Source organism: Streptomyces axinellae, from assembly GCF_039532135.1.
Taxonomy (GTDB): Bacteria; Actinomycetota; Actinomycetes; order Streptomycetales; family Streptomycetaceae; genus Streptomyces; species Streptomyces axinellae.
The window spans coordinates 25,188-39,704 of the sequence record NZ_BAAARJ010000008.1; the positions used below are offsets into that span (position 1 = coordinate 25,188).

Annotated in this window: 12 protein-coding genes and 1 pseudogene; 10 read left to right on the forward strand and 3 right to left on the reverse strand. The window is 72.5% G+C overall.

Annotated elements, in window-relative coordinates:
* Positions 1-8: 8 nt before the first annotated feature.
* Entirely contained in the window at positions 9-818 is an 810-nt protein-coding gene (locus ABD339_RS13640; protein ID WP_344565716.1) for a DeoR/GlpR family DNA-binding transcription regulator, read from the forward strand.
* Positions 819-1,007: 189 nt separating this feature from the next.
* On the forward strand, positions 1,008-2,516 hold the full coding sequence (locus ABD339_RS13645) for an FGGY-family carbohydrate kinase (protein ID WP_344565718.1): 1,509 nt from the start codon (positions 1,008-1,010) through the stop codon (positions 2,514-2,516).
* 82 nt (positions 2,517-2,598) lie between these two features.
* Here ABD339_RS13645 and ABD339_RS13650 read toward each other — a convergent pair whose 3' ends face one another.
* Entirely contained in the window at positions 2,599-3,483 is an 885-nt protein-coding gene (locus tag ABD339_RS13650; RefSeq protein WP_344565720.1) for a phosphotransferase, read from the reverse strand.
* A gap of 287 nt (positions 3,484-3,770) precedes the next feature.
* On the opposite strand from ABD339_RS13650, the gene ABD339_RS13655 reads away from it, so the two are divergent.
* The 3 genes and pseudogenes from ABD339_RS13655 to ABD339_RS13665 all read left to right on the forward strand — a co-directional run.
* On the forward strand, positions 3,771-4,571 hold the full coding sequence (locus tag ABD339_RS13655) for a polysaccharide deacetylase family protein (protein ID WP_344565722.1): 801 nt from the start codon (positions 3,771-3,773) through the stop codon (positions 4,569-4,571).
* Between the two features lie 191 nt (positions 4,572-4,762).
* Complete coding sequence (locus tag ABD339_RS13660; protein ID WP_344565724.1) at positions 4,763-5,278, forward strand: lytic polysaccharide monooxygenase auxiliary activity family 9 protein; 516 nt, start codon at positions 4,763-4,765, stop codon at positions 5,276-5,278.
* 464 nt (positions 5,279-5,742) lie between these two features.
* Positions 5,743-6,645: pseudogene (locus ABD339_RS13665) on the forward strand (MFS transporter); the annotation flags it as partial.
* Positions 6,646-6,932: 287 nt separating this feature from the next.
* Here the strand turns inward: ABD339_RS13665 and ABD339_RS13670 are convergent.
* Positions 6,933-8,093: a baeRF2 domain-containing protein gene (locus ABD339_RS13670; RefSeq protein WP_344565726.1), complete on the reverse strand. Its 1,161-nt coding sequence runs from the start codon at positions 8,091-8,093 to the stop codon at positions 6,933-6,935.
* A gap of 219 nt (positions 8,094-8,312) precedes the next feature.
* On the opposite strand from ABD339_RS13670, the gene ABD339_RS13675 reads away from it, so the two are divergent.
* The 5 genes from ABD339_RS13675 to ABD339_RS13695 all read left to right on the forward strand — a co-directional run bounded on the left by ABD339_RS13675 (position 8,313) and on the right by ABD339_RS13695 (position 13,025).
* Positions 8,313-9,104: an alpha/beta fold hydrolase gene (locus ABD339_RS13675; protein WP_344565728.1), complete on the forward strand. Its 792-nt coding sequence runs from the start codon at positions 8,313-8,315 to the stop codon at positions 9,102-9,104.
* Between the two features lie 105 nt (positions 9,105-9,209).
* Positions 9,210-9,479 carry a hypothetical protein gene (locus tag ABD339_RS13680; RefSeq protein WP_344565730.1) on the forward strand — a complete coding sequence of 90 codons (270 nt, stop codon included), beginning with the start codon at positions 9,210-9,212 and terminating at the stop codon, positions 9,477-9,479.
* A gap of 96 nt (positions 9,480-9,575) precedes the next feature.
* Entirely contained in the window at positions 9,576-10,607 is a 1,032-nt protein-coding gene (locus tag ABD339_RS13685; protein ID WP_344565732.1) for a glutathione S-transferase family protein, read from the forward strand.
* Positions 10,608-10,723: 116 nt separating this feature from the next.
* Positions 10,724-12,175 (forward strand): membrane-associated oxidoreductase, encoded by a 1,452-nt coding sequence (locus ABD339_RS13690; RefSeq protein ID WP_344565734.1) that lies wholly within the window; start codon positions 10,724-10,726, stop codon positions 12,173-12,175.
* Positions 12,176-12,218: 43 nt separating this feature from the next.
* Positions 12,219-13,025, forward strand: coding sequence for a nucleotidyltransferase domain-containing protein (locus ABD339_RS13695; protein WP_344565736.1), 807 nt, complete (start codon positions 12,219-12,221; stop codon positions 13,023-13,025).
* A gap of 92 nt (positions 13,026-13,117) precedes the next feature.
* Here ABD339_RS13695 and ABD339_RS13700 read toward each other — a convergent pair whose 3' ends face one another.
* Entirely contained in the window at positions 13,118-14,506 is a 1,389-nt protein-coding gene (locus ABD339_RS13700; protein ID WP_344565739.1) for an NADP-dependent succinic semialdehyde dehydrogenase, read from the reverse strand.
* Between the last annotated feature and the right edge of the window lie 11 nt (positions 14,507-14,517).

The window sequence follows — 14,517 nt, forward strand, 5'->3', positions numbered from 1 at the left end:
TTGACGCCATGACGAATCCGGCCGCATCCGCCGGTTCTGCCCGCTCGCAGGAGAACCGCAGACAGCTCATCGCCGAACACGTGGTGGAGCACGGCACCGTGACCGTCTCCTGGCTCGCCGAGGTGACGGGCGTGAGCGTGATGACCGTCCACCGGGACCTGGACGCGCTCGCCGGACGCGGGGTGCTGCGGCGCTTCCGCGGCGGCGTCTCGGCGCTGCCCACCAGCGTCTTCGAGAGCAACCTCGACTACCGCCTCGGCGTCCATGTGCCCGAGAAGGAGGCCGTCGCGCTGGCCGCCGCCGAACTGGTGGAGCCGGGCATGTCCGTGATGCTGGACGACTCCACCTCGGTGCTGGCCCTGGCCCGGCTGCTGCCGGCCAAGGCCCCGCTGACGGTGCTGACCAACGCGCGCCGCGTGCTGGAGGTCTTCGCCGGCTGCGAGGAGATCCGGCTGATCGCCCTCGGCGGGGAGTACTCCCTGACGCACGACTCCTTCCTCGGCGTGCCGTGTGTGGAGGCCATCGAGTCCATGTCCGTGGACCTGGTGCTGGTGAGCACCTCGGCGATGAACGCGCGGATGACCTTCCACCAGGAGCAGGACGTGGTCCTGGTCAAGCGCGCCATGCTCGGGTCCGGGGCGCGGACGGCGCTGCTGATGGACCACTCCAAGGTGGCCCGCACCGCCTTGCACCGGCTGTGCCCCGTCGCGGACTTCGACCATGTGGTGGTGGACGACGGGGCCGGGCCCGAGCTGCTGGCCGAGCTGCGCGAGCACACGGACGTGCGGGTCGCCCCGGCGGCGAGGGCGAAGGAATGAGCCACCCGGAGCCGAAGAGGCCGAAGGGGGAGCCCGCTGGCAGCCGCCCCCGCATGTGCGATATCACATCTACTGTGTGAATTTAACAGCGCTTATGAAATGAGCAGCCGAGCGGCGCCGAACACGAGCCCGCCCACACCACGGCAACCAACTCGACGGACAGCCGAACAGCCCGAGGAAAGGGAGCCCATGCCCAGCCCAGCCCCGGCCTCCCCGCCGCCCCCGCCCCACCCCGCAGCCGCCCCCGTCGTCGCGGGGATCGACATCGCGACGGCCGCCGTCCGCGTCCTGTGCGCCGACGCCCACGGCACGGTGCTCGCCGAGGGCCGGGCCCCGCTGCCACAGCCGGTGCGGGAGGAGGGCCGCAGCGAACAGGACGCCCGCGAGTGGTGGCCGGCCACCGCCGCGGCCCTGCGCCAGGCCACCTCGGCGCTGCCCGCGCGCGGCGCCGAGGTCACCGCCGTCGCCGTCTCCGCCACCTCCGGCACCCTCGTCCTGGCCGACGCCGACGGCGCACCCCTGGGACCGGCCCTCATGTACGACGACCGACGGGGCGAGCGGCTCAACGCCCGCGCCCAGGAAGCCGGGGCGCCGCGCTGGGCCGCGCTCGGTCTGACCGTGGGCCCGACCGCCGCGCTGGGCCGGGTCGCCTGGTACGCCCGGCACCCCGACCGGCACCCCGGCGCCGCACGCGTGCTGCACACCCCCGATCTGATCGGCGCGCGGCTCACCGGCGGCCCCGTGCCCGCCGACTGGAGCCACGCGCTGAAGTCGGGGTATGACCCGCGCACCCGGGAGTGGCCCGCCGAGGTCCTGGACGCGCTGGACATCCCCGCGAGCTGGCTGCCGGACGTCCGCGCGCCGGGCAGCGGCGCCGGTACGGTGAGCGCGCGGGCCGCTGCCGAGACCGGACTGCCCGAGGGCTGCGAGGTACGGCTGGGCATGACCGACGGCTGCGCGGGCCAGATCGCCACCGGGGCCGTACGCCCCGGCGAGTTCGTCGGCGTCCTGGGCACCACCTACGTCCTCAAGGGTGTGACCCGCGAACTGCTCACCGACCCCTCCGGCGCCCTCTACAGCCACCGGCACCCCGACGGCTGGTGGCTGCCGGGCGGCGCCTCCAACACCGGCGGCGAAGCCCTCGCCCAGGTTCCCCCGCACCGGCTCCCCGCACTGGACGCGGCAGCCGGGGAGCGGGGCCCGGCCTCCTGTGTGAGCTATCCGCTGCGCCGCGAGGGCGAACGCTTCCCCTTCGTCAGCGGCGCGGCGCGCGGCTTCACCCTGGGCACCCCCGCCGACGACGCCGAGCGGCACCGCGCCGACCTGGAGGGCGTGGCCTTCCTCGAACGGCTCGGGCTGGAGCGGATCCGCGCGCTGGGGATCCCGGTCTCCGGCCCCTTGTACGCGGCGGGCGGCGGCAGCCGCAGCCCGCTGTGGACGCGGCTGCGCGCCACCGCGCTCGGGATGCCGCTGCGGGTGGCGGCACGGGCCGAGACCGCGTTCGGCGCCGCGCTGCTCGCCGCCGCCGGCACCCTGCACTCTTGCCTGGAGGAGGCCGCGGGCGCGATGACGGGCGGCGCCGGCGAGGGGCGCCTGGTGGAGCCGGTGCCCTCGGAGAAGGGCGCGCTGGACGACTCCTACGGCCGCTTCGTCGCCGAACTGGAGCGCCGGGGCTGGCTGTCCTCCCCGACGCCCTGACCTGCCCGGCGCAGGGGAGCCCCGGGGACCGCGCCAGAACGGGCGCAGTCAGAGCGGGCGCCGGACCAGAGCGGTGGACACGTCAGAACGGGTGCCAGCGCACCGCCGGGTCCGCGTCGCGCAGCGAGGCCACGCGGCGCAGGAACTCCTCGCGCGCTGCGGGGTTGCCCGGCGCGTGCTGGGAGACCCACGCGCAACTGGCCGTCTCCCGGGCGGCTCGCAGCACCGCGCACCCGTCCCACTCGCGCACGTCCCAGCCGTAGGTCTCGCAGAACGCCTCGTACTCCGCCTCGGGCAGTCCGTAGCGGTCGCGGCTGAGCGCCATCACCACCAGGTCGTGCTCGCGCAGGTCGGCGGAGAAGGTCTCCAGATCGACCAGCAGCGGGCCTTCGGCGGTGACGTGGACGTTGCGCGGCAGCGCGTCGCCGTGCAGCGGGCCGGGCGTCAGCCGGGGGAGCAGTCCCGGCAGCGCGGCGGTGAGGTCGTCACGGCGGGCGCGCAGGAACGCCGCGTCCTCGCGCGGCACCGCGTCCCCCGCGAGCCGCAGCCAGCGCTCCACTCCGCCGAGCAGCTCCCGTGGCGGCAGCGCGAACGGCGGTGCGGGCAGGTTGTGTACGAGCCGCAGCAGCCCCGCCAGGTCCGCGGCACCGGCCGGGCGTACGGCCTCCGGCAGTCGGCGCCAGAAGGTCACCGGATGGTCCCCGATCAGCCGGGGCGCCGGGTCGGCGGCGCGGACGGCGGGTACCCCCTCCTCCTCCAGCCAGGTGGCGACGCGTAGTTCGTGTTCGGCACGGGCGAGCAGTTCGGGGCTGCGGCCGACCCGTACGACGGTTTCACCCAGTGCGAAGACCGCGTTCTCGCCCAGGGACAGCAGCCGCGCCGTCCCCGCCCGCTCGCCGGCCGCCGTGGTCAGTACCTCGCGCGCCCGTTGTTCGGTGAAGGCGTCACTGCTCACACTGCTCACCATGTGCCTCTGCTCTCCCTCTTGTTCCAGCTTGTCCCAGGCTCGTGGCTGGGCCTGGTTCGGCTCATCCCGGCTTGTCGCGGCTTGTTTCAGCGCGACCGCATGTTCAGCCTGTCAGGTGCGCCGTGCGGGTTCCGTGGCGGCCCGGCCCAAATGCGGCGTATCTCTCATGTCCCACGCGGAACCGTTGTTACGCCCGTGGGATCTGCATCATTGACAAGCACGGTGAAAACGGTCAGTTGGGAGAGGTTTTGTACAGCAAGGGGAGCAGTCGGCCGGGAGCCGTGGCGATGATCGCCGCTACGGGAACCGTCGCGGTCGGTCTGCTGACGGCGTTCGTCGGGACGAGTTCGGGGGCCGTCGCCTCGGCCCCTCACCCGGGCTGGGAGCAGAGTGTGCGCGGCGGTTCGGGCGCGCAGCCGCAGTCCGGGGCCAAGGAGGGGAAGCGCCCGGCGGTCAAGCGCTCGAAGCCGAAGGCGGTGCCCAAGTCGAGCAGGGCGCTCAGCCATCACTCGGCGGCGGGTGGCCATTCGGTCGCGCTCACTCTGGATGACGGGCCGCACCCGGAGTGGACTCCCAAGACGCTGGATCTGCTGCGCAAATACCAGATAAAAGCGACATTTTGCCTCATAGGCCCGAACGCCCGCCGCTATCCCCAACTCGTCAAGCGGATCGTCGCCGAGGGGCACCGGCTGTGCGACCACTCCGTCGATCACGACACCGGCATGGACCACGAGGCGGACGGCTACCAGAAGAAGCAGATACTCGACGCGAAGAGCATGATCGACAAGGCGTCCGGCGGGGCTCGCGTCTACTACTACCGCGCGCCGGGCGGCGCCTTCACCCCCTACAGCCGCCGCATAGCGGCGGACCAGGGCATGCGCCCACTCGGCTGGATCGTCGATCCTGGCGACTGGAAGCGCCCGGGTGTGGACGCGATAGTCCAGCAGGCCAAGGAGCAGACCCGGGACGGCGCGGTGATCCTCTTCCACGACGGCGGCGGCGACCGCTCCCAGTCCTACGAGGCGCTGCGCCAGTACCTGCCGTGGCTCCAGGAAGAGGGCTACGGCTTCAGCTTCCCCAAGGCGTGACGCGGGCGGGTCCAGCGGGTCCGGGCCTCGTCCGGACCCGCCGGACCCGGACCCGGTGTCCGCGTGGGTGGCCTTGGGGGCGGGTGGGCGCCGCCGGCATCCGGCGTGCGCGAGGGTTTGACGGCGCACGGTCAGCCGCTAAAGTCTAGACCAATTTCGATGTGCTCGGCCTCTTCCCCCCAGGAGCTGCAATGCACAAGAGACGGAAGTTAGCGACACTGCTCGGCGCCGGACTGTCCCCCTTCCTGGTTCTCGGCCTCTCCGTGACCCCCGCCGGCGCACACGGCTGGATCACGGACCCCGCGAGCCGGCAGGCCCAGTGCGCCACCAACGTCGTCCAGTGCGGTGAGATCAAGTGGGAACCGCAGAGCGTCGAAGGCCCCAAGGGGCTCAAGGACTGCGCGGGCGGCAACGCGCGATTCGCCGACCTGCGGGACGACAACAAGGGCTGGAAGGTCGCCAACGTCGGCGGGTCGGCGACCTTCGACTGGAAGCTGACAGCCCGTCACCGCACCACGACGTGGCAGTACTTCATCGGGAACACGAAGATCGCCGAATTCGACGACGGCGGCGCGACACCCGGTGAGTACGTCTCGCACAACGTCAACTTCCAGAGCTTCAGCGGCAGGCAGAAGGTGCTCGCCGTGTGGAACATCGCCGATACGGCCAACGCCTTCTACGCCTGCGTGGACGTCAACATCGGCTGATCCCGGCCCCGTTGGCGGCCCACACCCCCTCCCGCCACACCGATCCATCCCGGCCCGCCCGGTCCATCCGGTCCCGCGCGGCCCGCTCGGCCCCCGGTTCCCCCGGGGGCCGAGCTGTGTCACGGACGGCTCGCCCTCGCCCTCGCGCACCGGAAGCCGGCTGGGGGTGACGGTCGGCACAACGGCCGCCCATACCCCGCCAGGTGTGATTCTTCGCGGTCCGATTTATCCCGACTGCCGTACTCCCAGGGCGAGTTCGGGAAAATTCCCAAATCCTGCTATGGACAGCTTTTTTGGGGAATTGTTTGATCCAATCCTAAAGTGCCCAACCTCAATTGAAGGAAAGACTCGCCCGTGGCGAGCCGTGAATCCCCCGCCCCCACTCCGCAAGGAGGTCCCCGTTGCCCCTTGCCCTCTTGGCCCTGGCCATCGCGACGTTCGGAGCCGGCACGGCCGAGTTCGTGATGATAGGTCTGCTGCCCGAGGCGGCCTCCGACATGGGTGTTTCGATCTCCGACGCGGGCGGCTACGTATCGTCCTACTCGCTCGGCGTCGTGGTCGGCGCACCACTGCTCACCATCGCCGGTTTGCGGGTGCGCAGAAAGACGATGCTGCTCGTCATGTCCGCAATGTTCATTTGCGGAAATGTGGCCTCAGCGCTTGCCGCCACCCACGAACTGCTCCTCGCGGCCAGGTTTTTCTCGGGGCTGCCGCACGGGGTGTTCTTCGGGGTCGGTGCGGTCGTCGCCGCCGGTCTCGTAGGGCCGGAAAAGCGTGGCAGAGCACTCTCACTGGTCCTCGTGGGTGTGCCGATGGCCAACATCGTCGGCTCCCCGCTGGGCACCCTGCTCGGCCAGACCGTCGGCTGGCGCTGGACGTTCATGGTGGTCGCCGGCATCGGGCTGTTCGGACTCGTCTGCCTCGCGCTCCTCATCCCCCTCCAGCCGGGGCCCGCGCGAGGCTCCGTACGCGGCGAACTCGGCCTGTTCAAAAAGCCGCAGGTCTGGCTGGCCTACGCGGTGGTCGTCTTCGGGTTCGGCGGCACCTCCTCGTTCTACACCTACATCCAGCCGCTGGTGACCGAGGTCAGCGGCTACACCCCCACGGCGGCCACGGCCTTGCTGGCGCTGTCGGGGGCGGGCATGACAGTGGGCACGATGCTCGGGGGCCGGCTCGCCGACTGGCCGCTGCGCACCATGTGCTCCGCGCTGTTCGCCCTCGCGGTCTCGCTGGCCATGTTCCTGTTCACGGCGCGGAACTCGATCCTGGTGGCGGTGAACGTCTTCCTCACCGGTATCGCCGGCATGGCCGCCATCCCCAGCGTCCAGGCCCGCATCCTGGACCAGGGCGGGGAAGCGCCCGAACTGGGCTCCGCCAGCGTCCAGTCGGCGTTCAACATCGCCAACTCGCTGGGTGCCTCCCTCGGCGGGGTCGTGATCGCCGCCGGCTTCGGCTTCACGGCACCCAGCACGCTCGGGGCCATGCTGGCGCTGACGGGCGCCGGGTTCGGGCTGCTCGCCGGGTGGCTCGACCGCGGCTCCCGCTCCTGGGACGTGGCGGCCTCACCACGGTGGAAACGGGTCAAGACCGAGGCGTTATGGACAGGACCCGGTGGGACGGGGGGCCCCGTACGTGCCCCGCCCCGCCGGGAGCGTCAGACCGTGCCCGGCGCCGGGGCCCCGGCGTCCTCGTCGTACGTCCAGCGCAGGAGCGCGCCGAGGCCGCCCACCGGAAGGTCGTCCTCGGGGCCCGCCACCAGGACCTCGGCGTCCGTCGCCACGGCGCACCGCAGCAGCGCGTCATCGGCGCGGGCGGCGGCCGGGTCGGGGGCGCCCAGGTACTGGAGTTCGGAGCGGCGCACACCGATCTGGTCGGCGGTGGGGCCGACCCACACCTCCTGGTCCCGGTCCGGCCCGCCGGGCCGCATGACCAGCGTGCCCACCCGGTGCTCGCGTGCCGCCTCCACCAGCTCCGGTACGGTCTCGGCCGTGCCGCCCCCGGGCGCGGGGCCGGGCCCCGCCGCGTGCCCGGCGCGCAGACCGGCGAGAGCCTCGCCGGTCCGGCGTTCGGTGAAGTGTTCGCGGGCCCGCCGCGTGTCCTGGTCGAGCAGTTCGCTTCCGGAACCGGCGGCCCGGCCTCCGTGCGACGTCTCGATCGCGGCCTCGCGCAGCGGCTCGGGGAGCCGGTCGTGGACGGCGCGGCGCTCGCGCGGGTCCCCGCTGAGGACCAGCACGTCGGCATCCGTCTCCTGGAAGCGCTGGGAGACCGCCTCGGCGATCAGCCCCGCGTTGTTCTCCCAGGTGTTCTCCACCCGCAGCTGGAAATGCCGCTCGGACGGGTCGCCCGAGGCGGTGCGGTGCACGGGCCAGTCCTCTCCGAGCGCTTGCCCGGCGGGCCGGACGCCGTACGCGTCGCGCAGCTCGAAATCGGCGCCGGTGCGATCGATGCGGGCCGTCAGGCACAGCGGGTTCTCCCGCATCAGCCCTGGCAGCGGGCCCAGGTGCGGCAGTGCCGACCAGCTCGTCCGCGTCCGCTCGGGCGGCTCGGTGAGCGGCAGACCGAGCACGACCTCACCCTGCGTGGCGAACACGGCACTGCCGTGCGGCTCCTCGTTGGGCGAGAGCGCCTCCAGGCGCTCCACCACGGCTTCGGCGGTCCGGGAATCGGCGCCCTGCCGCATCAGCTCGTCGCCCGCCGCGCGCGCCGTGAGCCGCCGCTCGGCCCCGGCGGACTCGGTGGCCCGCGCCGTATCGGTGTAGACGGTGGCCCACGGTCCGTTACGGGTGAGAAGAGGGGCGAGGGATTCGAGGCGCATATTTCCTCCCTGCGGCTCTGTGACTGTGATGAGCGGTTGTGGTCGCAGCGGGTACCCAGCGCCCGCCCACCCGACACGGCCCGCCTGGCCCCACCTGGTCCCGCCCGCCCGCCCGGCCGGTCCGGTCCCGGCGGGACCGACCCGGCTGTCAGTGCCCTCTGTTAGAAGTTTCCAAGTACCGGAACCGGGCGGAACCGCCCGCACAGAGAGGGGTCGCACATGACCGTCAGTACCGTCACCTCACCTGATGGCACCCGGATCGCCTATGAGCGCCATGGAGAAGGTGCGCCCGTGCTGCTCGTGGGCGGCGCGATGAGCACCCGTGAGGCCGGTGTGCCGCTCGCCCGGGAGCTGGCCCGGCTCGGCATGTGCGGTATCGCCTACGACCGCAGAGGCCGGGGCGACAGCGGTGATACGGCGCCCTACGCGCCTGAGCGCGAGGCCGAGGATCTGGTGGCGGTGGCCCGGGCCGTGAGCGGTGGGGGAGAGGTGCCCGCGTTCGGGATGTCCTCCGGCGGCTTCGTCCTGCTGGAAGCCGTGCGCGCAGGGGCGCCCCTGTCGAGGATCGTGCTGTTCGAGCCGCCCTTCACCGGTGCCGCGGGGCAGCCGCAGCCTCCCGGGCACCTCGCCCGGCTGGCCGAGTTGACCGCGCGGGGCGAGTCCGGCGAGGCGATCGCCTACTTCATGACGGAGGTCGTCGGGCTGTCGCCGGAGGCCGCCGAGGGGGCGCGGCAGTCCCCGGGGTGGGAGGGCCTGAAGAAGCTGGCCCCCACTCTCGTCCACGACATGACACTGATGGGCGACGGCACCCTGCCCGCGGCGGACCTGGCGCGGGTGAAGCTCCCCGTTCTGGTACTGAGCAGCAGCGCCAGCACGCCCGTGCTCCAGGAGGGCGCCCGCCGCACCGCCGAAGCGCTGCCGGAGGGGAGGTTCCGGTCGCTGCCCGGCGGGTTCCACGAGGTGCCGGTGGGTGACCTGGCTCCCGTGGTGCGGGATTTCGTCACCGGCTGAGAACCCCCGGTTAAGAGTTCCCCAATGGTGTGTCAACTCCCTCATTATCAGTCGCAGTTGGGGAAGTCACTCGTCGGCACGGGCGGAGCGACACGGGGTGGGGACATGGGCAGTGGGAAGACGGCGGATGGCGCGCGCAGGTGTCCGGCCGCGGACGCGAAGGACCCGACGCCGTGCGAGGGCAGGCGTTCGGCCGTCACCGTTCTGACCGGTGACGGCCGGCAGTACACCGGCTGCGTCCACCACACCGCCCGGCTGCTGGCCAGTTTGGAAGGCGCACGGCTGCACCCGTCGGCCGCGGCGCTGCCCTGGGCCGTCGAGGTGTACTGCCGGGCCGCGCAACTTCCCCCCTTCGCCTGGCAGATAGGCCGCTGAACCCGGTCCCTGCCCCATATCGTTTGGGGTCACGTGTCGTTTGGGATCACGCCGGGAGGACGGCCTCCTGGCCCGGTCCCGCGAGGAGGAGACCGTATGAGCCCCGCTGACCCCGGCGACGGTGCCGGGAACACCGAGTACGGCCGCAAGGCGTTCAAGAGGTCCAAGAGCCACTTCGCCGACCGGATCACCGCCGACGGCGCGGACGGCTGGCCCGTCGAGGCCGGCCGCTACCGTCTCATCGTCAGCCGCGCCTGCCCCTGGGCCAGCCGGGTACTGGTGTCACGGCGGCTGCTGGGCCTGGAGAGCGCGCTCTCCCTGGGGGTCACCGACCCCCTTCAGGACGACCGGAGCTGGCGCTTCACCCTCGACCCCGACGGCCGGGACCCGGTCCTCGGCATCCGCTTCCTGCACGAGGCGTACGACAAGCGCGAGGCGGACTACCCCGGCGGGGTGAGCGTGCCCGCCATCGTCGATGTACCCAGTGGCCAACTGGTCACCAACGACTTCCAGCAGATCACCCTCGACCTGGCCACCGAGTGGCGCGGACTGCACCGGCCGGGCGCCCCCGACCTGTACCCCGAGCACCTGCGCGAGGAGATCGACGAGGTCGCCGAGGGCGTCTTCCGTGACGTCAACAACGGCGTCTACCGCGCGGGATTCGCCACCGGGCAGGAGGAGTACGAGGCCGCGTACGCGGATGTCTTCCGCCGCCTGGACCTGCTCTCCGAGCGGCTGCGCGGCCGGCGCTATCTCGTGGGCGACACCATCACCGAGGCCGACATCCGGCTGTTCACCACCCTGGTCCGCTTCGACGCCGTCTACCACGGCCACTTCAAGTGCAACCGCAACAAGCTGGCCGAGGACCCCGTCCTGTGGGCGTACGTCCGCGACCTGTACCAGACCCCCGGCTTCGGGGACACCGTCGACTTCGACGACATCAAGCGCCACTACTACGTCGTGCACACGGGCATCAACCCGACCTCGATCGTCCCGGCGGGCCCGGAGCTGTCGGGCTGGCTGACCCCGCACCACCGCGAGCAGCTGGGCGGGCGCCCCTTCGGCGACGGCACCCCGCCGGGCCCACCGCCCGCCGACGAGGAGATCCCCGCCGCACACCGCCCCTGAGCCCCCGGCGCCCGGCCCGGCACCCGAGTCCGGCGTCCGGGCCCGGCGCTCGGGCGCCAACCGGGGCGCACCGGCCGCCGGTTGACTCGCTGCCGAGATCGCGGAAGAGTCCCGGCGTGGAGATCAACGAGCTGACCGAGCCGGAGCGGCGCGTGTGGGAGGCGTTCCCCCGGGGTGCGGCCGTGGACCTCACCGGCGCGCCGGAGCGGGAGATACGCGCCCGCGTGCTGCGCTCCCTGCTGCTGACCGCACCCACCGAGGACGGCGAGATCGCGGGCCTGCGGCTGCTGGGCGCCCGCGTCACCGGGGAGCTGGATCTCCAGTACGGCCTCATCCCCTGCGCGGTGACCCTCTGGGACTGCGACTTCGAGCGGACTCCCAGGCTCTACGGAGCCGAGTTCCGGCAGCTGAACCTCAGCAAGTCCCGGCTGCCCGCTCTCTGGGCCGCCACGCTGCGCGTCGATGGCGTGCTGCGGCTGACCGACTGCCGTATCCCCGGGCCCGTGGCCCTCGCCGGAGCCCGGATAGCGGGCGCGCTCTTCATGGACCGCGCCGTGCTCGGCACCGAGAGCGACGGCAGCCAGGAGTGGCGCGACAGGGCCGGACGCGCCCTCCAGCTCGACCATGCCACCATCGGCGACGACCTGTGGGGCCCCCACCTGACCGTATTCGGCAAGGCCCGGCTGGACGGCGCCACTGTCACCGGGGTCGTCCAGCTGGACTCCGCCCGCTTCCACCACCCCTCGGACACCGCGCTGGACGCCGAGACCCTCGCCGTGGGTACGGACCTGCACGCCATGCGGATGCGGGTGGAGGGCCGCCTCAACCTGCGGGGCGCCACCATCCCCGGCCAGCTCAACCTGGCCTTCGCCCGGCTCGCCAACCCCGGCGGAGTCGCGCTGCGCGCCAGCGGCTGCACGGCGGGGGAGTTCTGGATGCGCGAGGCCGCACCCGTCGAAGGCGCCCTCAACTTGCGCCGGGCCCGCTTCGACCTGTTGCACATCGCGCCCGAGGTGTGGCCGGGCGAGGTCCGCACCGACGGGCTCACGTACACGGCACTGGCCCCCGTCCTCCCCGCAGCCGACCGGCTCGCCCTGCCGCTCCGCGACCCGGACGGCTACGTGCCCTATGCCTACGAACAGTTGACCGCCTCCTACCGCCGCATCGGCGACGACGCCGCGGCGCGCACCGTCCAGCTCGCCAAACAGCGCAGACACCGCACCACCCTGCCCCTGTACGGAAGGCTGTGGGGACACCTCCAGGACGTGACAGTCGGCTACGGCTTCCGCCCCATGCGCGCCGCGGGCTGGCTCCTCGGACTGCTCCTGCTCGGCGCCCTCGTCTACGGACTTCACCACCCCCGCCCCCTCAAAGCCGACGAGGCCCCCGCCTTCAACGCCCTCGCCTACAGCCTCGATCTGCTGCTGCCCATCGTCGACTTCGGCCAGGAGCGGGCCTACACGCCCGCCGGTGCCTACCAGTGGCTCTCCTACCTGCTCATCGCCGCCGGCTGGATCCTGGCCACCACGTTCGTCGCGGGCGTGAACCGCGCGGTGAACCGTCCCTGACCGGCCTGCGGCGGCCAGTCACTCCTTCCCCGATCGGACTCCCATGACCGACCCGCACCACCACCACGGCACCGCCCACGGGCACGAGGCCGACACCGACACGGACACCGACCAGGCGTTTCTCGACCTCGTCGCCGACCGTCTCGCCGCGCTGCCCGCCGTGTGCGCCGTCACCCTCGGCGGCTCCCGCGCCACCGGCACCCACACCCCGGACAGCGACTGGGACCTGGCCCTCTACTACCGGGGCAGCTTCGAGCCCGCCGTGCTGCGCGCGCTGGGCTGGGACGGCGAGGTCTCCGAGGTCGGCGACTGGGGCGGAGGGGTGTTCAACGGCGGCGCCTGGCTGACGATCGAGGGCCGCCGTGTGGATGTCCACTACCGCGACCTGGACGTGGTCGAGCACGAACTCGCGGAGGCGGAACGGGGGCGCTTCCACTGGGAACCGCTGATGTTCCACCTCGCCGGCATCCCCAGCTACCTCGTCGTCGCCGAACTGGGCATCAACCGTGTGCTGCGCGGATCGCTGCCCCGCCCCGCCTACCCGGCGGCGCTGCGCGAGAGCGCGCCCGCCCACTGGCGCGGCTCCGCGGATATGACGCTCGGCTATGCGAGGGCCAACAGCGCGCCGCGAGGTGCCCTCACGGAGGTCGCGGGGGCGCTGGCGACCGCCGCCATGCAATCCGCGCACGCGCTGCTCGCCGCCCGGGGGGAGTGGGTCACCAACGAGAAGCGCCTCCTGGCCCGCGCCGGGCTGCGCGGCATCGACGAGGTGATCGCCGGGCTGCGCCCGGGTCCCGAAGCGCTGACCCGGGCGATCGACCGGGCCGAGGAGCTGTGCGGGCTGCGGTGAGACCGGCCCGGCCCCGGCTCGGCCTCGGGCCTATGCCCCGGCCCGGGGTGGGCACGATCCGGGCCGGGGCACAGATCCGGGGCCGGGGAGAGTCAGGCGCGCCAGACCGTCGTCATGTTGCAGAACTCGCGGATGCCGTGCCCTGCCAGCTCGCGCCCGTAGCCCGAGCGCTTGACACCGCCGAAGGGCAGCGCCGGGTGGGAAGCGGTCATCCCGTTGACGAAGACGCCACCCGCCTCCAGATCGCGTACGAACCGGTCGACTTCGGCCTCGTCCCGCGTCCACACGTTGGAACTGAGGCCGAAGGGGGTGTCGTTGGCGAGCGCCACGGCGTCGTCCAGGTCGCGTACGCGGTAGAGCGTGGCGACCGGCCCGAACGCCTCCTCGCGGTGGATGCGCATGCGGTCGGTGACGCCGGTGAGGACCGTCGGCTCGTAGAACCAGCCCCGCTCGAAGCCCGGCGGCCGACGGCCGCCGCACAGCGCCTCGGCGCCCTGGACGACCGCGTCGGCCACCAGTTCCTCCAGGTCGGCGCGGCCCTGCTCGCTGGAGAGCGGGCCCACGTCCGTGGCCGCGGCCATCGGGTCGCCGACGGTCAGCTCGCGCATCCCGGCGGCGAACAGCTCGGCGAACGCGTCGTAGATCTCGGTGTGGACCAGGAAGCGTTTGGCGGCGATGCAGGACTGGCCGTTGTTCTGCACCCGCGCTGTCACCGCCGTGCGGGCCGCGGCCTCCACATCGGCGGACGGCATGACGATGTACGGGTCGCTGCCGCCCAGTTCGAGGACGGTCTTCTTGATCTCGTCGGCCGCGATCGAGGCCACCGAGCGGCCCGCCGGCTCGCTGCCGGTGAGGGTCGCGGCGACCACCCGCGGGTCGCGCAGCACGCCCTCGATCGCGCCGGAGGACACCAGCAGCGTCTGGAAACAGCCCTCGGGAAAGCCGGCGCGCCGGAACAGCTCGCCCAGATACAGCGCCGTCTGCGGCACGTTGGAGGCGTGCTTGAGCAGGCCGACGTTGCCCGCCATCAGCGCGGGCGCCGCGAACCTGATCACCTGCCAGAGCGGGAAATTCCAGGGCATGACGGCCAGTACGGGCCCCAGCGGGCGGTAGTGCACATGGGCGGAGACGGCGCCCGAGTCCTTCACATCGGCCCCGGCCGGATGCTCGTCGGCCAGCAGACCTTCCGCGTGCGCGGCGTACCAGCGCATCGCCTTGACGCACTTGGCGGCCTCGGCCTTCGCGGCGGCGAAGGTCTTGCCCATCTCCGTGGTCATCACGCGCGCGATCTCGGCCGCCTCCCGCTCCAGCAGGTCGGCCGCCGCGTTGAGCAGCCGGGCCCGCTCTTCGAAGGAGGTGGAGCGGTAGGTGCGGAAGGCCCGGTCGGCCTCGGCCAGGCGCCGCTCGACCTCCTCGCCGGGGTGCGGATCGAACGTCTTGAGGGTCTCGCCGTCAGCGGGGTTCACCGTGGCGATAGGCATGAACGGGCCTC